Source organism: Pseudomonas sp. AC242 (genome assembly GCF_979258655.1).
In genome coordinates this window covers 4,325,708-4,347,049 of the sequence record NZ_OZ409873.1, presented here as the reverse complement: position 1 = coordinate 4,347,049, position 21,342 = coordinate 4,325,708, and the positions used below count along the sequence as shown (strand labels likewise).

25 protein-coding genes are annotated in these 21,342 nt (G+C 57.3%); 11 read left to right on the top strand and 14 right to left on the bottom strand.

Annotated features, from left to right (window positions below; all coding sequences use genetic code 11):
• Positions 1 to 261: 261 nt before the first annotated feature.
• Both ybaK and ACZZ0A_RS19480 read left to right on the top strand, forming a co-directional pair.
• A complete protein-coding gene (gene ybaK / locus ACZZ0A_RS19485) occupies positions 262 to 732 on the top strand; it encodes a Cys-tRNA(Pro) deacylase (protein WP_463543614.1) in 471 nt (156 codons plus the stop codon).
• A 98-nt stretch (positions 733 to 830) separates the two neighbouring features.
• Positions 831 to 1,613, top strand: a complete 783-nt coding sequence (locus ACZZ0A_RS19480) for a PhzF family phenazine biosynthesis protein (RefSeq protein WP_038369080.1) — start codon at positions 831 to 833, stop codon at positions 1,611 to 1,613.
• A 78-nt stretch (positions 1,614 to 1,691) separates the two neighbouring features.
• Here ACZZ0A_RS19480 and ACZZ0A_RS19475 read toward each other — a convergent pair whose 3' ends face one another.
• Entirely contained in the window at positions 1,692 to 2,801 is a 1,110-nt protein-coding gene (locus tag ACZZ0A_RS19475) for an ABC transporter ATP-binding protein (protein ID WP_007916688.1), read from the bottom strand.
• Positions 2,798 to 3,718 (bottom strand): ornithine carbamoyltransferase, encoded by a 921-nt coding sequence (argF, locus tag ACZZ0A_RS19470; RefSeq protein ID WP_042704963.1) that lies wholly within the window; start codon positions 3,716 to 3,718, stop codon positions 2,798 to 2,800. Before argF ends, ACZZ0A_RS19475 begins: the two co-directional genes overlap by 4 nt.
• A 404-nt stretch (positions 3,719 to 4,122) precedes the next feature.
• On the opposite strand from argF, the gene ACZZ0A_RS19465 reads away from it, so the two are divergent.
• From ACZZ0A_RS19465 to grxD, 3 genes are all read left to right on the top strand, one after another.
• Entirely contained in the window at positions 4,123 to 4,413 is a 291-nt protein-coding gene (locus tag ACZZ0A_RS19465) for a hypothetical protein (RefSeq protein ID WP_007916677.1), read from the top strand.
• A 134-nt stretch (positions 4,414 to 4,547) separates the two neighbouring features.
• Positions 4,548 to 6,653 (top strand): molybdopterin oxidoreductase family protein, encoded by a 2,106-nt coding sequence (locus ACZZ0A_RS19460; RefSeq protein ID WP_463543613.1) that lies wholly within the window; start codon positions 4,548 to 4,550, stop codon positions 6,651 to 6,653.
• Between the two features lie 97 nt (positions 6,654 to 6,750).
• Entirely contained in the window at positions 6,751 to 7,092 is a 342-nt protein-coding gene (grxD, locus tag ACZZ0A_RS19455) for a Grx4 family monothiol glutaredoxin (protein ID WP_007916674.1), read from the top strand.
• Positions 7,093 to 7,279: 187 nt separating this feature from the next.
• Here the strand turns inward: grxD and bfr are convergent, their stop codons facing one another.
• Together bfr and ACZZ0A_RS19445 are read right to left on the bottom strand one after the other, a co-directional pair.
• Positions 7,280 to 7,753 (bottom strand): bacterioferritin, encoded by a 474-nt coding sequence (gene bfr, locus ACZZ0A_RS19450; RefSeq protein ID WP_007916671.1) that lies wholly within the window; start codon positions 7,751 to 7,753, stop codon positions 7,280 to 7,282.
• A gap of 201 nt (positions 7,754 to 7,954) precedes the next feature.
• Positions 7,955 to 8,173 carry a bacterioferritin-associated ferredoxin gene (locus ACZZ0A_RS19445; protein WP_003227725.1) on the bottom strand — a complete coding sequence of 73 codons (219 nt, stop codon included), beginning with the start codon at positions 8,171 to 8,173 and terminating at the stop codon, positions 7,955 to 7,957.
• Positions 8,174 to 8,487: 314 nt separating this feature from the next.
• Here ACZZ0A_RS19445 and ACZZ0A_RS19440 point away from each other — a divergent pair, with 314 nt between their 5' ends.
• From ACZZ0A_RS19440 to ACZZ0A_RS19430, 3 genes are all read left to right on the top strand, one after another.
• Positions 8,488 to 9,090: a peroxiredoxin gene (locus ACZZ0A_RS19440; protein WP_003227723.1), complete on the top strand. Its 603-nt coding sequence runs from the start codon at positions 8,488 to 8,490 to the stop codon at positions 9,088 to 9,090.
• Between the two features lie 217 nt (positions 9,091 to 9,307).
• A complete protein-coding gene (locus ACZZ0A_RS19435; protein WP_463543612.1) occupies positions 9,308 to 9,772 on the top strand; it encodes a Panacea domain-containing protein in 465 nt (154 codons plus the stop codon).
• A gap of 8 nt (positions 9,773 to 9,780) precedes the next feature.
• Positions 9,781 to 10,194, top strand: a complete 414-nt coding sequence (locus tag ACZZ0A_RS19430) for a hypothetical protein (RefSeq protein ID WP_414917060.1) — start codon at positions 9,781 to 9,783, stop codon at positions 10,192 to 10,194.
• 57 nt (positions 10,195 to 10,251) lie between these two features.
• Here the strand turns inward: ACZZ0A_RS19430 and rnt are convergent, their stop codons facing one another.
• Both rnt and pyrC read right to left on the bottom strand, forming a co-directional pair.
• On the bottom strand, positions 10,252 to 10,929 hold the full coding sequence (gene rnt / locus ACZZ0A_RS19425; RefSeq protein WP_007916667.1) for a ribonuclease T: 678 nt from the start codon (positions 10,927 to 10,929) through the stop codon (positions 10,252 to 10,254).
• Positions 10,926 to 11,972: a dihydroorotase gene (gene pyrC / locus ACZZ0A_RS19420; protein ID WP_007916661.1), complete on the bottom strand. Its 1,047-nt coding sequence runs from the start codon at positions 11,970 to 11,972 to the stop codon at positions 10,926 to 10,928. Before pyrC ends, rnt begins: the two co-directional genes overlap by 4 nt.
• 160 nt (positions 11,973 to 12,132) lie before the next feature.
• Here pyrC and ACZZ0A_RS19415 point away from each other — a divergent pair, with 160 nt between their 5' ends.
• Complete coding sequence (locus ACZZ0A_RS19415) at positions 12,133 to 13,041, top strand: flagellar protein MotY (protein WP_007916659.1); 909 nt, start codon at positions 12,133 to 12,135, stop codon at positions 13,039 to 13,041.
• Between the two features lie 129 nt (positions 13,042 to 13,170).
• Positions 13,171 to 14,388: an argininosuccinate synthase gene (locus ACZZ0A_RS19410; protein ID WP_007916658.1), complete on the top strand. Its 1,218-nt coding sequence runs from the start codon at positions 13,171 to 13,173 to the stop codon at positions 14,386 to 14,388.
• Between the two features lie 132 nt (positions 14,389 to 14,520).
• Here the strand turns inward: ACZZ0A_RS19410 and ACZZ0A_RS19405 are convergent, their stop codons facing one another.
• Entirely contained in the window at positions 14,521 to 15,237 is a 717-nt protein-coding gene (locus ACZZ0A_RS19405; RefSeq protein ID WP_123376498.1) for a hypothetical protein, read from the bottom strand.
• Between the two features lie 505 nt (positions 15,238 to 15,742).
• Here ACZZ0A_RS19405 and ACZZ0A_RS19400 point away from each other — a divergent pair.
• Positions 15,743 to 16,369: a response regulator transcription factor gene (locus tag ACZZ0A_RS19400; protein WP_007916656.1), complete on the top strand. Its 627-nt coding sequence runs from the start codon at positions 15,743 to 15,745 to the stop codon at positions 16,367 to 16,369.
• Positions 16,370 to 16,458: 89 nt separating this feature from the next.
• On the opposite strand, the gene ACZZ0A_RS19395 is transcribed toward ACZZ0A_RS19400, so the two are convergent.
• The 7 genes from ACZZ0A_RS19395 to ACZZ0A_RS19365 form a co-directional block, all read right to left on the bottom strand.
• Positions 16,459 to 16,635 (bottom strand): PA3496 family putative envelope integrity protein, encoded by a 177-nt coding sequence (locus ACZZ0A_RS19395; RefSeq protein WP_007916654.1) that lies wholly within the window; start codon positions 16,633 to 16,635, stop codon positions 16,459 to 16,461.
• A 106-nt stretch (positions 16,636 to 16,741) separates the two neighbouring features.
• On the bottom strand, positions 16,742 to 17,380 hold the full coding sequence (nth, locus tag ACZZ0A_RS19390) for an endonuclease III (protein WP_007916652.1): 639 nt from the start codon (positions 17,378 to 17,380) through the stop codon (positions 16,742 to 16,744).
• Positions 17,377 to 17,946: an Rnf-Nqr domain containing protein gene (locus ACZZ0A_RS19385; RefSeq protein WP_463543611.1), complete on the bottom strand. Its 570-nt coding sequence runs from the start codon at positions 17,944 to 17,946 to the stop codon at positions 17,377 to 17,379. The genes nth and ACZZ0A_RS19385 overlap by 4 nt, the downstream gene beginning before the upstream one ends.
• A complete protein-coding gene (locus ACZZ0A_RS19380; protein WP_463543610.1) occupies positions 17,943 to 18,548 on the bottom strand; it encodes an RnfABCDGE type electron transport complex subunit G in 606 nt (201 codons plus the stop codon). Before ACZZ0A_RS19380 ends, ACZZ0A_RS19385 begins: the two co-directional genes overlap by 4 nt.
• Positions 18,545 to 19,528: an RnfABCDGE type electron transport complex subunit D gene (locus ACZZ0A_RS19375; RefSeq protein WP_007916641.1), complete on the bottom strand. Its 984-nt coding sequence runs from the start codon at positions 19,526 to 19,528 to the stop codon at positions 18,545 to 18,547. Before ACZZ0A_RS19375 ends, ACZZ0A_RS19380 begins: the two co-directional genes overlap by 4 nt.
• Positions 19,515 to 20,723, bottom strand: coding sequence for an electron transport complex subunit RsxB (gene rsxB, locus ACZZ0A_RS19370; RefSeq protein WP_007916639.1), 1,209 nt, complete (start codon positions 20,721 to 20,723; stop codon positions 19,515 to 19,517). The genes ACZZ0A_RS19375 and rsxB overlap by 14 nt, the downstream gene beginning before the upstream one ends.
• Positions 20,720 to 21,289, bottom strand: a complete 570-nt coding sequence (locus ACZZ0A_RS19365; RefSeq protein ID WP_463543609.1) for an electron transport complex protein RnfA — start codon at positions 21,287 to 21,289, stop codon at positions 20,720 to 20,722. Before ACZZ0A_RS19365 ends, rsxB begins: the two co-directional genes overlap by 4 nt.
• Between the last annotated feature and the right edge of the window lie 53 nt (positions 21,290 to 21,342).

Genomic DNA, 21,342 nt, shown 5'->3' with positions numbered 1-21,342 from the left:
GTGCTGCGGTGACGATAATTCTTACATTATTCAGATTCGAAAAAATATAGACAAGAAACAAACCTGTCAAAGGTCGAAAGTGAACCATCGGTCACAATAAAACTATTCGTTGTGTGAATGATTCTTTGCTTTCGACCCATAACGTCACGCTCGGAATGCCCGCAGGCCACGGGAATCGCGGCTTGGAATAGAGCCTTTTGAGATGTGATCGCCTAGAATCCGACGCAGTATTTTTCTGTCACTGCCGAGCCCGGAGTTGCCATGACCCCCGCGTTGGACTTGTTGAAAAAAGTTCGTGCCGAACATCGCGTGCACAGTTACGAACATGACCCAAAAGCCGCGTCCTACGGGCTGGAGGCCGCAGAAAAACTCGCGCTTGAGCCGGCTCAGGTGTTCAAGACGCTGTTGGCCGCCAGCGAAAAAGGCGAGTTGCTGGTGGCAGTGGTGCCGGTCGTCGGAAGCCTCGACCTCAAAGGTCTGGCGCATGCGGCAGGGGTGAAAAAAGTCGAGATGGCTGACCCGGCAGCGGCGCAGCGTTCCACCGGTTATCTGTTGGGGGGCATCAGTCCGTTGGGGCAGAAGAAACACCTGCGCACCTTCATTGATAACTCGGCTCAGGGTTTTGCGACTATTTATGTCAGCGCCGGTCGCCGCGGGCTGGAGGTTGAATTGGCACCTGCCGTGCTCGCCGAACACACCCAGGCGAAATTTGCCGACATTGGCCGCGCCTAACGTTCACCTGCACTGTATGAAGAAAATTCGCCGGTTCTGTCACTGGCGCTGAGCGCCTCGCGGTTGCATGCTCTGGCGACTGACTCAGGGAGAAGGTTATGCAGCTCGAGTTTCATCAGGTCGATGCGTTCAGTGATCGACCGTTCAGTGGCAATCCGGCGATGGTCTATCGGCTGGATGCGTGGCTCGCGGAAGAGCTGATGCAGAAGATCGCCGCCGAACACAATCTGGCGGAAACCGCGTTTTTGGTGCGTGAGGGATCGGCCTGGCATATCCGCTGGTTTACCCCGACCACTGAAGTGCCGTTGTGCGGGCACGCCACGTTGGCCAGTGCGCATGTGTTGTTCGAGATCTATAAGGAAACCGCCGAGCGTATCGACTTCACCAGCAAGTCCGGGCCATTGAGCGTCAGCCGTGAAGATGGCCGTTTGTGGCTGGATTTCCCTTCGATTGTGCCGTCAGAGATTGGTGTGACGCTGGATATCGAACGAGCATTGGGCGTTGAAGCCGTTGATGTGCTCGGCTCCAACGAACTGTTTGTGGTACTGGAGTCAGAGCAGGCCGTGATTGATTGCAAGCCGGACATGGTCGCGTTGGCCAAGCTGCCGTGGCTGGGCGCGATCGTTACGGCGCGCGGCAATCAGCACGACTTCGTCTCGCGCTATTTCGCACCGGCGATCGGCATCAATGAGGACCCGGTGACCGGTTCCACGCATTGCAGCCTGATTCCGTATTGGTCGAAACGTCTGGGCAAGTCGAGCCTGACCGCGTGCCAGCGCTCGGCGCGGGGCGGGGAGTTGTTCTGTCGTCTGGAAGGTGAGCGCGTGAAGATCGGCGGCAATGCGACGCTGGTTGCCAGTGGCACCCTGATCCTCGGTTAAAAGCTAAAAGATCGCAGCCTTCGGCAGCTCCTACATTGATCCCTGTAGGAGCTGCCGAAGGCTGCGATCTTTTGATCTTTAAAGCGCGGTGCTGTAGCGGCGGACGCCGTTTTCCACTGCCGGGATTTGTGCAGCGGTACTGCCCGATGCCTGGAACAGCACCAGATGTTCAGCAGCTACGCGAATCCCCACCTCTGCCCCAACCTGATGATCGGCATGGCTGGGGAAAATCGATTCCAGCTGCGCACCCGTCGGCAATTGCAGGCGATACAACGTTGAAGCACCAAGGAACGTCTTGCCGACAATCCGCGCTTTCAACGCACTGTCCGGCGCATAAACAATGTCATCCGGACGCAACAAAACATCCACCGCGCCGCCAATCGGCCAAGTGTAAGCACGATTGCCGCGCAGCTCACCCAGCTCAGTCTGCACCGATTCCGGGCTGTCGAGCTGGCCGCGAATGAAGTAACCCTGTCCGATAAAACTGGCCACATAGGGCGTTGCCGGCTCGTGATAGAGGTTGTACGGCGTGTCCCACTGTTCGAGTCGACCTTCCTTGAACACTCCGACGTGATCGCTGACGGCGAAGGCTTCTTCCTGGTCGTGGGTCACCAGAATCGCACTGGTGCCACGGGCCTTGAGGATGTCGCGCACTTCATGACTGAGCTTGCGGCGCAGTTCACCATCGAGGTTGGAGAACGGCTCGTCGAGCAACAGCAATTGCGGCTCCGGTGCCAAGGCGCGGGCGAGGGCGACGCGTTGTTGCTGGCCGCCGGACAACTCGTGCGGAAAGCGTTTGCCAAGGTTTTTCAGGTTGACCAGTTCGAGCAGCTCTTCGGTGACGCGCTCCTTGTTCGGGTGCTTGCGAATACCGAAGGCAATGTTGTCGGCGACGCTCAGGTGCGGGAACAGCGCGTAATCCTGGAACACCATGCCGATCCGGCGTTTTTCCGGCGCCAGGGTGAAACCGGCGCTGGAGATGGTTTCGCCACCGAGGGTGATTTCACCTTCGTGCACCGGTTCGAATCCGGCGATGGCGCGCAGGGTGGTGGTCTTGCCGCAGCCGGACGAGCCGAGCAGGCAGCCAATGTCACCGGCGTTGAGGTGCAGATTGAGGTTCTGCACCACGCGTTGGTCTTGATAGCCGCAAGCGAGGTTGCGCAGGTTCAGCAGTAATTCATGGCTCATGCGTGGTGATATGCCGGTTCGACGAGGAACTCGAGCAGGGCCTTTTGTGCGTGGAGACGGTTTTCTGCCTGATCCCAGGCGACGGAGCGCGGGTCATCAAGCAGGTCGAGGCTGATTTCTTCGCCACGGTGCGCAGGCAAACAGTGCATGAACAGCACGTCCTCGGCAGCGAGGTCGAGCAGGGCGCGGTTGACCTGGAACGGGGCGAACAGCTTGAGGCGCTTGGCAGTTTCCTCTTCCTGACCCATCGAAGTCCAGACATCGGTGCTCACCAGATGCGCGCCGCGCACGGCGTCGGCCGGATCGCGAACGATGGTCACGCGATCGCCAGCCTTGGCCACGAACTCCGGGTTAGGCTCGTAGCCTTCCGGGCAGGCGACGCGCAACTGGAAGTCGAACTGGATCGCCGCCTCTATATAGCTGTTGCACATGTTATTGCCGTCGCCGATCCAGGCCACGGTCTTGCCCTGAATCGAGCCACGATGTTCAAGGAAGGTCTGCATGTCGGCCAGCAACTGGCAAGGGTGCAGGTCATCGGACAGGCCGTTGATCACCGGCACGCGCGAGTTGGCCGCGAATTCGGTCAGAGTGCTGTGGGCGAAGGTGCGGATCATCACCGCATCGAGCATGCTCGACATGACGATGGCGCAGTCACCGATCGGCTCGCCCCGGCCCAGTTGGGTGTCACGCGGGGACAGGAAGATTGCCTGGCCACCGAGCTGGATCATGCCGGCCTCGAACGAGATCCGGGTGCGGGTCGAGGATTTCTCGAAGATCATCCCCAGCACGCGGTTTTTCAGAGGCTCGAACAGTACGCCGCGGTTACGCAGGTCCTTGAGCTCAACGCCTCGACGGATCACGCTGACCAGCTCTTCGGGCGTGCAATCCATCAGGGAGAGAAAGTGCCTTGCGCTCATCATTGACTACCTTTTTGCTACAAACCGCAGATGCTCAAAGCCTTGTTTAACGGAACAACGGGCGAGACCTGCGGCGTAAGCCGCACGGGGCGACGAAATAGGGGGAGGCGCGATATTGACACTAAATGTCGCGTTTTTCCAATAGGCTACGGTTTTTGCGGAAATCGAAGGGCGCACTGGATGTAGCAGTCACGCATTTGAAGTCGGGTTCAGGACAGCAGCGAGCCTCTTTGTACACTGGCCTCGCGGGGCTTGGCAATGCGCCGTGACGGGGATTGGGTCAACTGGGTCGGTTTACGACCGTGGCGCCATGCCATCACTTGGTCGGATGCTTGGGCTGAAACATTTGCTAAAGCAAAGTGCTGGGTTATAAATAAGTTTCGAGCGACGCAGGAAGCCTCCGCATGGAATCGAAAGAAAAACTGTTAATGGAACTGTTGGGCCACACGGCTCGCTCTCTGACTCATCTCACCGCGTCAGTCACTTCAATGTCATTCGAACTGCTGCGCAGCGAAGACGAAGTGGTGAAGAGTGCCGGCCGCCACATGATTGATCGCATGGCGACTATCAGCGCCGGGCTCGACGAGCATTGGCGGTTGATTGGCGAACTGACCGGCGTCCATGTCGCCCACGAGCAGATCGAAACCATTCAGGAAATCCAGTTGGCGGCACCGCCTCAGCTCCCTTCCAGTTAAACGTGGCGATCTATCGGCTCTCCTGATAGTCGTCGATTCACAAGACGAACGTCGCTGGCGCCTGGGCGGCGCCGGGGTCATAGTTTTGTTCCCGCGGGCGTGATTGTCCGCCCAGAACAAGACAGAGACTGGCCATGACCAAGACTCTCCATCACCGTGCCTGCCACCTGTGCGAAGCCATTTGTGGGCTGACCATCGAGACCACCGAAACCGATGGTCATGTTGCGATCACCTCGATCAAGGGTGATGCCCTCGACACCTTCAGCCGTGGCCACATCTGCCCCAAAGCCGTGGCCCTGCAAGACATCCAGAATGATCCGGACCGCCTGCGCCAGCCAATGCGTCGCGTTGGTAGCGAGTGGCTGCCGATCGAGTGGGACGAAGCGTTTGCGCTGGTGGCCGAGAAACTGGCGGCGATTCAGGAACGTCATGGCCAGAACGCTGTGGCGGTCTATCAAGGCAACCCGAGCGTGCATAACTACGGGCTGATGACCCACAGCAATTATTTCCTCGGTTTGCTGAAGACGCGCAATCGCTTCTCGGCGACCTCGGTCGATCAGTTGCCGCACCACTTGAGCAGTTACTTGATGTACGGCCACGGCTTGCTGCTGCCGATTCCGGACATCGATCACACCGACTTCATGCTGATCCTCGGCGGCAATCCGCTGGCCTCCAACGGCAGCATCATGACCGTGCCAGATGTTGAGAAACGTTTAAAGGCAATCCAGGCGCGCGGCGGTAAAGTCGTTGTGGTTGATCCACGACGCAGTGAGACGGCGGCGATGGCTGATCAGCATTTGTTTGTGCGTCCGGGGGGCGATGCGGCGCTGTTGTTTGGTGTGCTCAACACCTTGTTCAGCGAAGGGCTGACCCGCGACAGTCATTTGCCGATTGATGGTCTGGACGACGTACGCGCGGCGGTGGCTGCGTTCACGGCGGAGGCGATGAGTCCGTTGTGCGCCGTGCCAGCCGAGCAGATCCGCCAATTGGCACGTGACTTCGCTGCTGCGCCGAGTGCGGTTTGCTATGGGCGCATGGGTGTTTCAACCCAAGCCTTTGGCACCTTGTGTCACTGGGTCGTGCAATTGATCAATCTGGTCACTGGCAACCTCGACCGGGTTGGCGGCGCGTTGTGCACCGAGCCGGCCGTGGATCTGGTGGCGTCGACCTCGGGCGGGCATTTCAACAAATGGCAGAGCCGTGTCTCGAGTCGTCCTGAATACGGCGGCGAGTTGCCGGTCTCGGCGCTGGCCGAAGAAATGCTCACTGAAGGCGACGGCCAGATCCGTGCGCTGATCACTGTGGCCGGCAATCCGGTGTTGTCGACGCCGAACGGGCGGCAACTGGAGCAAGCGCTGGACGGCCTGGAGTTCATGGTCAGCATTGACCTCTACATCAACGAAACCACGCGCTACGCCGATCTGATCCTGCCGTCGACCTCGGCGCTGGAGAATGATCACTACGACACCACCTTCAATCTGTTCGCGGTGCGCAACGTCACCCGCTTCAACCGCGCGATCCTCGCCAAGCCTGAGGGTGCTTTGCATGACTGGGAGATCTTCGTCGGTCTGGCCAAGGCCTTCGCCGAGAAGACCGGTAAAGAACTGAAACCGACCATGCCGCCGGCGAAGATGATCGACATGGGCCTGCGCATGGGCCTGTACGGTGACGCCTCCGAGCAGAAACTCTCGTTGGCGACATTGTTCGATCATCCCCACGGGATCGATCTGGGGGCGCTGAAAGCGAATCTGGCGTCGCGGCTAAAAACGCCGAATCAGCGAGTGCAGGCCGCTCCGCCAGAGATTCTCGCTGACCTTGCACGTTTCGCTGCCTTGCAGGCGCCAGCCGCCGATGAGCTGTTGATGATCGGCCGCCGCCACGTACGCAGCAACAATTCGTGGATGCACAACTATCACCGTCTGGTGAAGGGCAAGCCGCGCCATCAACTGCTGATGCACCCGGATGACCTCGCTAGCCGTGGGCTTAACGATGGTCAGTTGGTTCGCGTCAGCTCGCGGGTGGGGCAGATCGAGGTCGAGGTGCTCGGCAGTCTGGACATGATGAAAGGCGTGGTCAGCCTGCCGCATGGTTGGGGGCATGCGCGGCCGGGCGTGCAAATGGCGATTGCCAGCAGTCAGCCTGGGTCTAGCGCAAACGATCTGACCGATGAGTGTCAGCTTGATGAGCTGTCGGGTAACGCCGCACTTAATGGTGTGCCGGTGACGGTGGCGGCGGCCTGAATGTGACCGTCGGGGAGACCGAGCATGGCGCTCGGGATTCCGTTACAATGCGTCACCGTGCCGACCCATGAGTCGGAAAGTTCAGCCGAGGTGCTCCATGGATATCATCGAAACGATTAAAGAGCAGATTGCCAACAACACCATTCTGCTTTACATGAAAGGCTCGCCGAATGCCCCACAGTGTGGCTTCTCCGCGAAAGCTGCGCAGGCTGTCATGGCTTGCGGCGAAAAGTTTGCGTACGTGGACATCCTGCAGAACCCGGAAATCCGCGCCAACCTGCCTAAATACGCCAACTGGCCGACTTTCCCGCAACTGTGGGTCGGCGGTGAGCTGGTCGGCGGTAGCGACATCATGACCGAGATGGCTGCAGACGGTTCGTTGCAAACCACCATCAAGTCGGCTGTTGAAGCGGCAGCGGCGAACAAGTCCGAAGCCTGATCGGCCAGGTCTCATGCGACAGCTGCTGCTTCTGTAGGAGCTGTCGAGTGAAACGAGGCTGCGATCTTCTGATCTTCAGCCAATAAAAAGCCCCGCCACTCGAAAGAGGGCGGGGCTTTTTAGTGCGTTCGAAAAGTTACTGCAAGTTGCCGGTGCAATCTGAAAAGATCGCAGCCTGCGGCAGCTCCTACTCTTCGCCCATCTGCGATTGCAGATAGTTCTCAAGACCGACTTTATCGATCAGGCCCAGTTGGGTTTCCAGCCAGTCGATATGTTCTTCTTCGGATTCGAGAATGTCTTCCAGCAGTTCACGGCTGCCGAAGTCGCCAACAGTTTCGCAATGCGCGATCGCGGTCTTCAGGTCAGCATGGCCGGTCTTCTCGATACGCAGGTCGCACTCCAGCATTTCCTTGGTGTGCTCGCCGATGTGCAGCTTGCCCAGGTCCTGCACGTTCGGCAGGCCTTCGAGGAACAGGATGCGCTTGATCAGCTTGTCCGCGTGCTTCATCTCGTCGATGGATTCTTTGTATTCGTGCTTGCCGAGCTTGTTCAGACCCCAATCTTCGTACATGCGCGCATGCAGGAAGTACTGATTGATCGCGACCAGCTCATTGGCAAGGATCTTGTTGAGATGCTGGATGACTGTAATGTCGCCTTTCATGATCGGAGTCCTGCCCTGTAATAGCTGTATATACGGCAGAGTTTGAGCTTCGCACTTATAAGTGTCAAACCTAAGTTATTGAATAATATATGAAAATTAATCGGAATAAGAATGTTTGTGTTCCGCGTCTGGACGCTAAGCAATTGATTTACAGGCATAAAAAAACCGGACATAAGTCCGGTTCTTTGAAATGGGGTGTTATTACGCAGCAGTAAATTCTACCGGATAGGGGATCGCGGCCTGAGCGGTTTGCAGCTTGGTCAGGGTTTCGCGGACCACTTCCTTGGCAAGGCAGGCACATTTGCCGCATTGGCTGGCGACGCCGGTGGCCTGGCGAACTTCTTTATAGCTGCAGCAACCTTCATAGATCGCTTCGCGGATCTGTCCGTCGGTGACGCCAGTGCAGAGACAAACATACATAAGTGAGAACCGTCGCTGGTTGTGACTCAATTGCGATGGATCTTAATGTTAACGAGAATGATTGTCAAAGTGCTTTCGGAACGCTTCAGCCGATTAACAGCCATGACTGACGAACGGTATTTACTGGCGATTTGCCTGGCCCCGTAAATGCAGCGCCGTTCTGCGCCTGCTTTGAAAAACCGTTAAGGACAGGCCAAATTCGCAGTGTATGATGGTCGGCCCTTGCGAAGGGGGTTCGTGTCACAGGGCTGTCGCCTGAGGGTGGCAGGCTGGCGCGGACCCTGAACTTCAAGTTTTTACACCAGGAGATATCAATGAGCGTACTCGTAGGCAAACAAGCCCCTGACTTCACCGTCCCGGCCGTACTCGGCAATGGCGAGATCGTTGACAGCTTCACCCTGTCCTCGGCCATCAAAGGCAAATACGGCCTGGTGTTCTTCTACCCACTGGACTTCACCTTCGTCTGCCCGTCCGAGCTGATCGCTCTGGACAACCGCATGGCCGACTTCAAGGCGCGCAACGTTGAAGTGATCGCTGTGTCGATCGACTCGCACTTCACTCACAACGCATGGCGCAACACGCCTGTGAACAATGGCGGCATCGGCCAGGTGAAATACACCATGGCTGCCGACATGAAGCACGACATTGCCAAGGCCTATGACGTTGAATCCGAAGGCGGCGTAGCTTTCCGTGGCGCGTTCCTGATCGACGACAAAGGCGTTGTCCGCTCGCAGATCATCAACGACCTGCCGCTGGGCCGTAACATGGAAGAGCTGATCCGTCTGGTCGACGCTCTGCAATTCCACGAAGAGCACGGCGAAGTCTGCCCTGCCAACTGGAAAAAAGGCGACAAAGGCATGAACGCTTCGCCAGAAGGCGTTGCTGCTTACCTGACCGAGAACGCTGCTGCCCTGTAAGGCGCATCGTCGAGGTACAAAAAACCGGCCCTAGTGGCCGGTTTTTTTATGCTCGGGATTGTGAGCAGCAATCTCTTGGCATTATTTGTTTCAAATGCCCGGGAAAAAATACTGGATGACTGAACAGTGGTTGGATAGGGTGATGGTCGAGCGATAACGGGTGAAGAGGGCGATTACCCTGGCCTGAATCGCGCCTCACTTCAGTAAGGACGGTGCAATGGATTGCATGATGCAGAAGGGGATTCAAATGCCGAGTAGCTTGGACGTTGCGGATTATTTCCTCTGCCTGGAAGGGCATGAGGGCGAGATCTCCAATCTCAAGATTCAAAAAATGGTTTATTACGCGCAAGGGTTCAGTCTGGCAGTCCATGGCGAGGCTCTCTTCCCTGAAAAGCTGGAAGCGTGGATGCACGGGCCAGTGGTTCCGGATCTGTATCGAAGATTCAGCCAATTTGGATCGAGTGCCATTCCTCCTCCAAGTGATTTCAATCCCGATGTTTTCAGTACCAAACAACAAACTCTGCTCAACGAAGTGTTCGACGTTTATGGCCAATTCTCGGCGTGGAAACTGCGTCAGTTGACGCATGAAGAGGCTCCATGGCGTAGAACTTCAAGGAAGGGGAGTTCAGCCGAGAAATTCCCGCCTGCGAGATGCAGGAGTATTTCCGGGAGCATTTGGTGAACTGAAAAATGGCCAAGTTCAAACGCAGGGAACGCGATGCGGCGGTGATAGTAACGGCACGGACGTCCACAATCGAAATGGACTCATCGGAAGCCCGACCTCCGGTTTTCTCATTTGAGTATTTGCAGAATGGCTGGTGCATTCAGGATTGTGAGGCCGTCGAACGGTCGAAAATGCTTGAGCGTCTCAGGATCCTGGGAAAGATGCCTTGGAGAGAATTGCGCAAGGAGCATAGGCATCGGTATGGATGTGAAACAATTGCGAGAAACAGCCTGAAAGTGGGAATACCTGCTTTTTTAACAGGTGATGTCAGGTTGTTGGTGTTTCGGGCTTTCGAGCGTGTAGCGATGGTGGGTTACAAGAACCATCGGGTGTTTTACGTCGTGTGGATTGATCGAGAATTTAAGCTCTATAAGCATTAACAAAAAAACCGGCCCAAGTGGCCGGTTTTTTTATGCGAGGGATTTACTCAACGAGGATCAGTCGTCGAAATCTTCCCAGCCGCCCATCTGTTTCCAGCGGTTGACGATGCCGCAGAACAGCTCAGCGGTTTTCTCGGTGTCGTAACGCGCTGAGTGCGCCTCACGGCCGTCGAAATCGATGTCGGCTGCCTGACAGGCTTTCGCCAGTACGGTTTGACCGTACGCCAGACCGGCCAGCGTCGCGGTGTCGAAGCTGGAGAACGGGTGGAACGGGTTGCGCTTCATGTCCAGCCGCGCAACGGCCGCGTTGAGGAAGCCAAGGTCGAAGCTGCTGTTGTGGCCAACCAGAATCGCGCGCTTGCAGCCATTGGCCTTCAACGCTTTGCGAATGCCACGGAAGATGTCGGTCAACGCGGTTTCTTCGCTGACGGCCATGCGCAGTGGGTGATCGAGCTTGATTCCGGTGAACTCCAGCGCCGCTGCTTCGATGTTGGCGCCTTCGAACGGCTCAACGCGGAAGAAGTAAGTGTGATCCGGGTAAACAAAACCCTTTTCATCCATGGCGATGGTGGTCGCGGCAATCTCCAGCAACGCATCGGTGGCCGAGTTGAAGCCGCCGGTTTCTACGTCGACGACAACCGGCAGGTAGCCGCGAAAGCGTGCTGCCATCGGGTGACGGGAACCGCCACCGCCACTTTGACCGTCCAGTTCGTCGTCGAAATGGTCTTCACTCACGCGTGTTCCTCCAGCAGGCGCCAGCGCAGTTTTTCACCGGCGCGCAGCGGGATAACGGTCAGCTCGCCGAATGGCAGGCTGGTCGGGGCGGTCCATTCTTCACGGACCAGGGTGATGCGATCGGTGTTTGCCGGCAGGCCGTAGAAACGCGGACCGTTGAGGCTGGCGAAGGCCTCGAGCTTGTCCAGCGCGTTACGCTGTTCAAAGGCTTCGGCGTACATCTCGATGGCGGCGTAAGCGGTGTAGCAGCCGGCGCAGCCGCAAGCGGCTTCCTTGGCGTGCTGCGCGTGCGGCGCCGAGTCGGTACCGAGGAAGAACTTGGCGCTGCCGCTGGTGGCGGCATCGAGCAGGGCTTCCTGATGCGTGTTGCGCTTGAGGATCGGCAAGCAATAGAAGTGCGGCCGAATCCCGCCCACCAGCATGTGGTTGCGGTTGTACAGCAGGTGATGCGCGGTGATGGTCGCGCCAACGTTGGCCGAAGCCTCGTTGACGAACTGCACGGCATCGCCGGTGGTGATGTGTTCGAACACCACTTTCAGCGTCGGAAAACGCTCGACCACGCGGCGCATGTGCTCATCGATGAAAATCTTTTCGCGGTCGAACACATCGACGTCGCCACGGGTGACTTCACCGTGGATCAGCAGCGGCATGCCAACTTCGGCCATGGCCTCGATCGCCGGCAGAATCTTGTCGATGCTGGTCACGCCGGAGTCGGAATTGGTGGTTGCGCCGGCCGGGTACAGCTTGGCGGCGTAGACAAAACCACTGGCCTTGGCTTCACGAATTTCTTCGGGCTGGGTGCGGTCGGTGAGGTACAGCACCATCAGCGGCTCAAAGCGACTGCCGGCCGGGCGGGCAGCGAGAATCCGCTGGCGATAGCCGTCGGCTTCAGCGGCGTTGCGCACCGGAGGTACCAGGTTGGGCATGATGATCGCGCGGCCAAAAGTGCGCGCAACATCGGCAACGGTATTGGTCAACACGGCACCATCGCGAAGATGAATGTGCCAGTCGTCGGGACGCAGCAGGGTCAGGCGGTCGGACATGAGGGGATTCCAGGCGGGTCAAACTGAGGCGAATGCTACCGGAAAAGACTCTTGCAGGCACTCGCTATCAAGTTTTGCGGGAACCTTCCGATATCCCGTAGGTATGCCGTAAACATAGTGTGAATCGGTCTTTGTGTTTCAGAAGCCAATGGAGCCTCCCGTGCGCCAGCGTTATTTAGCCTTGCTCAGTGTGTTTGCCAGCTTTCCCGCGATGGCGCTCACGTACCAGACCCGTCTGGAGAACATTGAGTGGACGGTCGCCGGCGACAAGTTCGAATGTCGTCTGACCCAGCCGATCACCGATTTCGGTTCGGGTGAGTTCGTGCGCAAGGCCGGCGAGCAGGCGATATTTCGTCTGAATGCCTACAACGCCATGCTTGGCGGCGGTTCGGCGACGTTGCTGGCGGCGGCTGCGCCTTGGCAGCCGGGTCGTGGTGACATCAATCTCGGCTCTGTGAGGCTTGGCAGTGGCAACGTGCTGTTCAGCAGTTCGCAGTCGCAGGCCGGCGGTTTGATCAGCGGCCTGCTGGACGGACGGAGCCCGGTCGTGCGTCGCGCGTCTGGCGATGGCCGTGTCTCGGAAGTGCGTTTATTGCCGGTGAAATTCAGCAAGGCGTTTAACGACTATCAGACCTGTGTAGCGAAATTGCTGCCGCAGAATTTCGACCAGATCAAGCAATCGCAGATCGGCTTCCCCGGCGAAGGCGTTGATCTGGACGCCGCCGCCAAGGCCAAGCTGCAAGTGATGCTCGAATTCATGAAGGCCGATCCGACGGTCAATCACATCGAACTCGATGGCCATTCCGACAACAGCGGTAATCGTCTGACCAACCGTGAACTGTCGCGCCGCCGAGCGCTGGCAGTGGTCGACTTCTTCAAGGCCAATGGCATCGCCGAATCGCAGATCACAGTACGTTTCCATGGTGAACAATACCCATTGGTTCCGAACACCAATGCGGCCAACCGGGCGAAGAACCGTCGGGTTGCGGTGAAGCTTGCACGCGTGGCGCCAACCACCGCTCCAGCGCCTCAGGCGAGCACCCCAGCCAGCACAGCAGCGACTTCCTGACCCGCCGGTCATCGTCGCGCTGTCGACAGATTCTGTCGCTTTGTCGTCTTAAGCTGTCGCGCCTCTGTAAATTATCGCGTTTGAGCGGTAGACTCCTCGGCTTTCCGTAGAACCCCGTGGAGTGATGGCATGGCGGACGTAAACAAGGTCGTTCTGGCGTATTCCGGCGGCCTGGACACTTCGGTGATCCTCAAGTGGCTGCAGGATACTTATAACTGTGAAGTGGTGACCTTCACCGCTGATCTCGGTCAAGGCGAAGAGGTCGAGCCGGCCCGCGCCAAGGCTCAGGCCATGGGCGTCAAAGAAATCTACATCGACGATCTGCGCGAAGAATTCGTGCGTGATTTCGTGTTCCCGATGTTCCGCGCCAACACCGTTTACGAAGGCGAGTACCTGCTGGGTACTTCCATCGCACGTCCGCTGATCGCCAAGCGTCTGATCGAAATCGCCAACGAAACCGGCGCTGACGCCATTTCCCATGGCGCTACCGGTAAAGGCAACGACCAGGTGCGTTTCGAACTGGGTGCCTACGCACTCAAGCCTGGCGTTAAAGTGATTGCCCCTTGGCGTGAGTGGGACCTGCTGTCCCGCGAGAAGCTGATGGACTACGCCGAGAAGCACGCGATCCCGATCGAGCGTCACGGCAAGAAGAAGTCTCCGTACTCGATGGACGCCAACCTGCTGCACATCTCCTATGAAGGCGGCGTGCTGGAAGACACCTGGACCGAGCACGAAGAAGACATGTGGAAATGGACCGTCTCCCCGGAGAACGCTCCTGACAAAGCGCAATACCTGGAACTGACCTACCGCAACGGCGACATCGTTGCACTGGACGGCGTCGAAATGACTCCGGCCACCGTGCTGGCGACACTGAACAAAATCGGTGGTGCCCACGGTATCGGCCGTCTCGACATCGTCGAGAACCGTTACGTCGGCATGAAGTCCCGTGGTTGCTACGAAACCCCGGGCGGCACCATCATGCTGCGCGCTCACCGCGCCATCGAATCGATCACCCTGGACCGCGAAGTCGCTCACCTCAAAGACGAGCTGATGCCGAAATACGCCAGCCTGATCTACACCGGTTACTGGTGGAGCCCAGAGCGTCTGATGCTGCAGCAGATGATCGACGCTTCGCAGGTCAACGTGAACGGCGTTGTGCGCCTGAAGTTGTACAAAGGCAACGTGATCGTCACTGGCCGCAAGTCCGACGATTCGCTGTTCGATTCCAACATCGCGACCTTCGAAGAAGATGGCGGTGCTTACAATCAGGCTGACGCTGCGGGCTTCATCAAGCTCAACGCGCTGCGCATGCGCATTGCTGCCAACAAGGGCCGCAAGCTGTTCTAAGCGTTGCAGACTGACGTGCAATGAAAAGGGCGGCCTTGTCATCGAGACAAGGCCGCCCTTTTTGCTTGATTCTTTGGCGGTTTCTGTTCGGGTCATGTTCAGGTTTTCGCACGTGTGGCAACGACTCTGCCTTCATGCTCGCCCCAGTAGTGTCACCGCTTGTGAGCAAAGGTTATAAACAATACACAGCGTGTTGCCAGAGCCTTTTTTTATGTGCCTGATTTGCAGCAGTGCATTTTGCGTCAGTAAAACATCGGACACATGATTGGAAAGAAAGACGACCACACGGGCAGTTTTCCTGTCCAGGTTGCGGATATTCTCCACTATCGTGGCTAACTCTCTCGATGCATCGACATCCCTGGCGTCTATGAGATGGAGATTGCTTATCGACGCGGGCAACTGAATGTTGTGCTGAACAATCAGGCTCGGTTTTGCGTTGATGTCCGCAGGCGGGTCAGGTGCGTTGTGTACTTTGCACGAGTCTTTGCATTCGACAGTGCCCGATTCGCTCGGCACGATACAACTGGAGAATCCGAATGTACCTGGTGTGACAGGTTCTTGCATCGAGGTGTTTCGTTTGTTCTCGCGATCATTGATATCGATTACTTTCAGGAAGTTCTTGTCTTTGCCGAAATCGGAAGGTGAATAGAGGGAGCGGTAGTTGAAGTTCAAAGTGATAAAGAAAAGAAATAACAAATAAAATGGAAAGCTGATCAAGAACCACACATAAATTTCCCTGTCCTCGTTGTCAAGGAAAGGCAGAGACACGGCGGCTGATGTTTCAGAGATGGCCGCAAATATGGCAATGACGGTCATTGGATTGCTAATCTTCTTTTTGATTTTTAGCATGTTTGTACTCTTTGGTCTGGTCTTGCTCATGGTTAATAAGTTCGTATTGTCTGGATGTAGTTAGTGGTGTTTCAGTGTTTATTTTTATAGCAAAATTATAGGGCTTGGTATAAATATCTTGTTTCAGGTGTTTATGTTTTTCTCGACGTTATAATGGCGATGCGGCCGCTGTTGCCAGGTGTTTCCAGTATCCCGATATTTTTCAGTCGCGCGCATATGCCCCGGCGCCAATGCCGTTCGGGCACAATGAACTGCAGCGACGAGGCGTGTGTTTTTTACCGGTAGTCGTAGTCCGTAACAGGTTGAAAGAGAAATTTTCCCTCCGGCAAAAGCAGATGCGGCGTCGGATGTTTAGAGGGGTAGAGGTTTTTTGTAGGATTAATCCGCGATGGATGTAGGGCATGTCTCTCGATGCAAGTGCGTGTTAACACTGGCATGCCATAGAGCAAGTGACTGGGCTATTGTGCGTGTTCTAAAAATTCGAACAGCGAAACTGGACTTGCCCATGAATAAAGTGCTGATCGTGGATGATCACCCTGTCATTCGTCTTGCGGTACGTATGCTGATGGAACGTCATGGCTACGAAGTCATCGCAGAAACTGATAACGGTGTGGACGCGTTACAACTTGCTAGAGAACAAATGCCGGATATTGTCATTCTGGACATTGGAATACCAAAACTTGATGGTCTGGAAGTTATCGCACGCCTGACCTCAACGGCCATGCCTATTAAAGTACTGGTTCTGACTTCCCAGGCTCCCGGGCACTTTTCCATGCGCTGCATGCAATCGGGTGCGGCCGGCTATGTGTGCAAACAGCAGGACTTGACCGAGTTACTCAGCGCAATCAAGGCCGTATTGTCCGGCTACAGTTATTTTCCCAATCAGGCTCTGCATACCGTGCGTACCAGTCTGGGCAATGCAAGTGAAGCCGATATGGTGGATCGTCTGTCCGGTCGGGAGATGATGGTGCTGCAGCAGTTGGCGCGGGGCAAAACCAACAAGGAAATTGCCGATGGCATGTTTTTGAGCAACAAAACCGTGAGCACCTACAAGACGCGCTTGTTGTTGAAGCTCAATGCGCGTTCTCTGGTTGATCTGATCGAATTGGCGCAGCGTAATGGTCTGGTCTGAATCCATCGATGGCTGACAGGGTCATGGGCCGATCAAACTCAGCTAGCCGCACAAAGAGAAAAGCCTCCGGTTCGGGAGGCTTTCAAGTATCAGTCATCAAAATCGTAATCGGCCAATTGCTTTTGCAGTCGGCGCTCCTCAAGCAGGTTATCGATCGTACGGCGCTTGCTGAGATTGGTTTTGGCGACTTCGACCACAGGTTCGGCGTCATCAGTTTCTGCAGCGATATCGTCATCTACATCCAGTGGTTCTTTGTCGCTACTCATAAGCTAACTCCCGGCTAAGAATGCCTTTGGCGCCCCTTATATCGACATTCCTGCAGCGGGTAAAAAAGATTTTTTCAATCGACTTATCAATTATTCCAATAGCCGGTCAATCGTCAGAAGTTTTGTCTTTGTACTCGCACAAGTCTTCGATCCGGCAACTCCCACACCGTGGCTTGCGGGCCAGACACACGTAGCGACCGTGAAGAATCAGCCAGTGATGAGAGTCGAGCAGGAATTCCTTGGGTACAAATTTCATCAGCTTGTTTTCCACTTCAACCACATTTTTGCCCGGTGCAATGCCGGTGCGGTTGCTGACGCGAAAGATGTGGGTGTCGACGGCCATGGTCAGTTGGCGGAACGCTGTGTTGAGTACGACGTTGGCGGTCTTGCGGCCTACTCCCGGCAAGGCTTCGAGCTCTTCACGGGTTTGGGGAACCACACTGCCATGGCGTTCGACCAGCAGGCGGCAGGTTTCGATGACGTTCTTGGCCTTGCTGTTGTAGAGACCGATCGTTTTAATGTATTCCGATAGACCTTCGACCCCTAAAGCATGGATCGCCGCCGGCGTATTGGCCACCGGAAACAGCTTCGCCGTGGCTTTGTTGACGCCGACGTCAGTTGACTGCGCCGAAAGAATCACCGCGATCAACAGCTCGAACGGCGAGGAGTAGGCCAGTTCGGTCTTTGGCTCCGGATTGTCTTCGTGCAGGCGGCGGAAAATCTCCAGACGTTTTGCTGCATTCATGGGCGATGCGTTTCCTTGAATATCGAGTTCGGGCGATTCCACGCCTGACGGGCCGCGAGCAGCAGACCCAATACAATAAAGGCGCCGGGCAACAGCGTTGTCAGATGCAGCCCAGCGCCGAATAAAACAAGACCGGAGTCATGCTCGAACAGCCCCCGGCCAAGGCTGCCCTGACCGATGAGTTCACGCAGCGCCGCTAGCCCCAGCATCAAACTGCCAAACAATGCGCAAAGTTTGAAGCGCTGGGCCAGCGGTCGGTCGAAGAAACCGTGGTGCTCCAGCACCACGCACTGCAAGGCGATCAATCCGCCATAGAGACCGAACGACTGATGCCACGCCAGAAACCAGCGTTGCGCCAGAAGATCTGCACAACTGCTTAACGTTGCAGCAAGCAGCACACCGGCCAGCAAGGCACTCGCCTCTGTCATGCGCGGGCGCAACGGTGACATGCCCAACGCATAAATGCCCACCACAAGGACAAACATCAAGATCGTTCCCAATGCGCCGGCCAGAGAAACGGTGGTGCCCAGCAATAGCACCAGCATCAGTGAGTTGGACAGGTTCATGCTCCGCTCCCCAATAATGCCGTTCGATGCTCGTCAAAGTAACGCAACGCATCGTGGATCGCGTTGATGGCCGCGCGCGAAGTAATGGTCGCCCCGGCCATTTGATCGAATTGCCCCTGATCTTTTTTCAGTGCCCAGCCAGTGTCATTCGGTTCACCGCGTGATTTGCCGGTGAAAACCTGAAGCCAGCGGTTCGGCCAGTCGCCAATCGGCCCGCCGAGTGCCGGGGTTTCGTTTTGCTTGAGGCTTTTCACGCCGAGCAACTTGCCGTTGGCATCGATCGCAATCAGCAATTCAATGGCCCCGGCGTAGCCCTCGGTCTGGTTACGCAGCAACACTGCAACGGTTTGACCATGCTTGGTTGCACGATAACCAGCCGCGAGCGTGCTATGGCTCAGACCTGTATCGGTCAGTGTAATCGGCTGGTCCAGCGGTTGGTTGTCGTAGCTGTCAGCGGGAAGCACGTCGAGCAGTTTGCGACTGTCGGCCCAGCGCTGCTCTGCAGCGATTTGCGGTGCACTGCTGCGTTGCAGCAGGTACGTCGCGCCAATGCCGACCACCGCCAACAACAATAACGTCAGTGCGCTGGCCGCGCGGTTCATGTGCTCACCTGTGGCTGACGACTCGCGGCAAACCGCTCCAGCGCTGGCACGCAAAGGTTCATCAGCAGCACCGCAAACGCCACGCCATCCGGGTAACCCCCCCAGGTGCGAATCGCATAAGTCAGCAGTCCGACGCCGACACCGAACAGCAGGCGGGCAAGCGTGGTTTTAGCGCCGGAGACCGGTTCAGTGATGATGAAAAACGCGCCCAGCATGGTCGCGCCACTGAGCAGGTGGAGCAGCGGCGAACCCTGAGAGTCTGACCCGGAGCCATTCCAGAACAGCAGGCTGACAACAAACAGACTGCCGAGCATGCCTGCTGGTGCATGCCAACCGAAGACCCGGCGCTGCAGCAAAAACAACCCGCCGGCGAGAAACGCCAGATTCACCCATTCCCCACCGTGTCCGCCAAAGCGACCGAAGGCCGGATTACTGGTGAACAATTCATCCATGGTCAGGCTCTTGTTGATGCGCAGGCTGTCCAGCACCGTGGCCTGCGCCCAAGCGTCCGGCGCCTGACCTGCGCCGAATACCTGTTGAAACGTTGCCGTCAGATCCAGGCCATGGGCCGGCCAGTGGGTCATCGGTTGCGGGAACATCACCATGATCAGGGCAAACCCGAGCATCGCCGGATTGAACGGATTTCTACCGACGCCGCCGTAAATGTGCTTGCCGAACAGCAGTCCCGAAGCAACCGCCATCACCGTCAGCCACCAGGGGCAATAAGGTGGCAGGGCGGCCGCCAGCAATGTTGCGCTGACCAACGCACTGCCGTCGCTCAACGCTGGCTGGATGGGCTGTTGACGCAGACGTGCGACGCCGGCCTCGACCATCAGCGCGGCGACGATCGCCAGCAGCAGATTGATCAGCACGCCCCAGCCGTACCACCAGAACAGCGCCAGCAACCCCGGCAAGGCGGCCAGCAGCACCAGCTTCATCGCCTGTTGCAGGCGATTGTCCGGTGTCTCAAGGGGCGACATGATCTTGTACCTGGCGCTCGGCGATTTGCAGGCGGACGCGGGCCTTGTCGAGGATTTCGGTGGGCGTGTCGGCGCGTCGTTCGAGTTTGTTGAGGTCCGCACGGGCGTAGGCCAATTCGGTTTTCAACTGACGAAGCTGGCTGTCGATCGGACGTTTTTCGACGCGCACCAAGTCAGGCAACGGCTGATCGCTTGTGGCTTCGGCGGCGTGCAGGGCCTGTTCGGCGTCGCGCAATGCCTGCTCAAGCGCGGCGATCTGCTCGGGCGCCGCTTCGGCGGTCTGGGCTTTTTTCAGTTCAGCACGACGCATGGCCAACTGGATCTTGGCCCGTTTCAGATCGGCGTCTTTGGCGGGGGCAGGCACGATGGGCGCTGGCGCCGGGTTGCTTTCAAGTTTCGCCAGAGCCTGTTCGGCTGCTTCGAACTGCTGCTGCAACACGATCAGTTGCGTCTGCTGCTCAAATGTCGGCGGATGGCCGAAGGCTTTCAACGATTTGTGCAATTGCGCACGGCTCATCGCCACATCGATCTTGGCTTTCTTCAGCGCCGCATCGGCGGTCGCCGCTTTCTGCGCACGCACCCGTTCCAGTGCCGCCTGTACCGGATCGGTTGCGGCCACTTCAGGTTGCACCGTCCGTTTCGCCCGCGCTTCACGCTCAGCCTGCTTCTGTTGTTCTTCGCGTTGCAAGCGCTGGTTTCGGCGCTCGAAGCGTTGACGCGCGTGATCGCGTTTGGCCGCGCGCGCGCGCTGTTCTTCAAGACTGAAGGCCAGACCGCCCACGACCGGCAATGTGCCGAGCGGCAGCGGGTGCATTTCGATGCAATCGACCGGGCATGGTGCGACACACAGATCGCAACCGGTGCACTCGTCAATGATCACCGTGTGCATCAGTTTCGCCGCGCCGACAATCGCGTCGATCGGGCAGGCCTGAATGCACTTGGTGCAGCCAATGCATTCGGCCTCACGGATGAACGCCACTTGCGGCGGCGCCGAACCGCGACTGATGTCCAGTTCCAGCACCGGTACTTTCAACAGTTCAGCCAGCGCGGCGATGGTTTCGTCACCGCCCGGCGGGCACTTGTTGATCGGCTCGCCCTCGGCGATACCTTGTGCATAGGGCTTGCATCCGGGATGGCCGCACTTGCCGCATTGAGTCTGCGGCAGAAGGGCATCGATGCGTTGAATCAGACTCATGTTTTGATCAGTCCACTGAATCCGAGAAAAATCACTGCGATCAATCCGGCGCTGATCAGATCGATCGGCAAGCCGCGAAAGGGCAGGGGAATATCGTTGTCGGTCGTGCGTTCACGCAAATCCTGAAACAGGCTCAGCACCAGCCAGAAACCCAGTCCGGCACCGAGGCTCAGCGCTGTCGTCTGCAGCAGACCGCGATCGTTTTGCGCGTTGATCAGCACCAGCCCCAGTACACCGGCATTGCCCAGCAACAGCGGCCATAACCCGTCAAAAGGCAACTTTGGCAGCCAGCGCGCCAGCAGCTTTAACAGCGGCGTGATCAGCAATACGCTCAGCGGCAGAAACACGAACAGGCGCAGGAACTCAAGTTGCAGCGGCACCAGCAGCCAATGCCAGATCGCGTAACCCACTACGCCTGTGATCAACATCAGAGACAACGTCGCCAGCCCCAACGCATGCACCTGACGACGACTGCCCGCCAACAGCGGATCGACGCCCAGCGGCCAGTGCAACACGAAGTTGTTGAGCAGTGCAGCACTGATGAGCGTAAGCACAAGTTCGGTCATGGTTCTGCCAGCGAAACGGGCGGGTGTCTCTAAAGGTTAGGCATTATCCGGCC

Excerpts from the sequence above, each read along its gene's own strand:
- ACZZ0A_RS19440 (WP_003227723.1), top strand. The coding sequence starts at position 8,488 with ATGAGCGTACTCGTAGGCAAACAAGCCCCTGACTTCACCGTCCCGGCC.
- nth (WP_007916652.1), bottom strand. The coding sequence starts at position 17,380 with ATGAATGCAGCAAAACGTCTGGAGATTTTCCGCCGCCTGCACGAAGAC.
- ACZZ0A_RS19365 (WP_463543609.1), bottom strand. The coding sequence starts at position 21,289 with ATGACCGAACTTGTGCTTACGCTCATCAGTGCTGCACTGCTCAACAAC.
- bfr (WP_007916671.1), bottom strand. The coding sequence starts at position 7,753 with ATGAAAGGCGACATTACAGTCATCCAGCATCTCAACAAGATCCTTGCC.
- ACZZ0A_RS19380 (WP_463543610.1), bottom strand. The coding sequence starts at position 18,548 with ATGAACCGCGCGGCCAGCGCACTGACGTTATTGTTGTTGGCGGTGGTC.
- ACZZ0A_RS19435 (WP_463543612.1), top strand. The coding sequence starts at position 9,308 with ATGGATTGCATGATGCAGAAGGGGATTCAAATGCCGAGTAGCTTGGAC.
- ACZZ0A_RS19465 (WP_007916677.1), top strand. The coding sequence starts at position 4,123 with ATGGAATCGAAAGAAAAACTGTTAATGGAACTGTTGGGCCACACGGCT.
- ACZZ0A_RS19445 (WP_003227725.1), bottom strand. The coding sequence starts at position 8,173 with ATGTATGTTTGTCTCTGCACTGGCGTCACCGACGGACAGATCCGCGAA.
- pyrC (WP_007916661.1), bottom strand. The coding sequence starts at position 11,972 with ATGTCCGACCGCCTGACCCTGCTGCGTCCCGACGACTGGCACATTCAT.
- ACZZ0A_RS19480 (WP_038369080.1), top strand. The coding sequence starts at position 831 with ATGCAGCTCGAGTTTCATCAGGTCGATGCGTTCAGTGATCGACCGTTC.
- ACZZ0A_RS19475 (WP_007916688.1), bottom strand. The coding sequence starts at position 2,801 with ATGAGCCATGAATTACTGCTGAACCTGCGCAACCTCGCTTGCGGCTAT.
- ACZZ0A_RS19410 (WP_007916658.1), top strand. The coding sequence starts at position 13,171 with ATGGCGGACGTAAACAAGGTCGTTCTGGCGTATTCCGGCGGCCTGGAC.
- ACZZ0A_RS19460 (WP_463543613.1), top strand. The coding sequence starts at position 4,548 with ATGACCAAGACTCTCCATCACCGTGCCTGCCACCTGTGCGAAGCCATT.
- grxD (WP_007916674.1), top strand. The coding sequence starts at position 6,751 with ATGGATATCATCGAAACGATTAAAGAGCAGATTGCCAACAACACCATT.
- ACZZ0A_RS19400 (WP_007916656.1), top strand. The coding sequence starts at position 15,743 with ATGAATAAAGTGCTGATCGTGGATGATCACCCTGTCATTCGTCTTGCG.
- ACZZ0A_RS19405 (WP_123376498.1), bottom strand. The coding sequence starts at position 15,237 with ATGCTAAAAATCAAAAAGAAGATTAGCAATCCAATGACCGTCATTGCC.
- ACZZ0A_RS19375 (WP_007916641.1), bottom strand. The coding sequence starts at position 19,528 with ATGTCGCCCCTTGAGACACCGGACAATCGCCTGCAACAGGCGATGAAG.
- argF (WP_042704963.1), bottom strand. The coding sequence starts at position 3,718 with ATGAGCGCAAGGCACTTTCTCTCCCTGATGGATTGCACGCCCGAAGAG.
- ACZZ0A_RS19395 (WP_007916654.1), bottom strand. The coding sequence starts at position 16,635 with ATGAGTAGCGACAAAGAACCACTGGATGTAGATGACGATATCGCTGCA.
- ACZZ0A_RS19430 (WP_414917060.1), top strand. The coding sequence starts at position 9,781 with ATGGCCAAGTTCAAACGCAGGGAACGCGATGCGGCGGTGATAGTAACG.
- ybaK (WP_463543614.1), top strand. The coding sequence starts at position 262 with ATGACCCCCGCGTTGGACTTGTTGAAAAAAGTTCGTGCCGAACATCGC.
- ACZZ0A_RS19385 (WP_463543611.1), bottom strand. The coding sequence starts at position 17,946 with ATGAACCTGTCCAACTCACTGATGCTGGTGCTATTGCTGGGCACCACC.
- rsxB (WP_007916639.1), bottom strand. The coding sequence starts at position 20,723 with ATGAGTCTGATTCAACGCATCGATGCCCTTCTGCCGCAGACTCAATGC.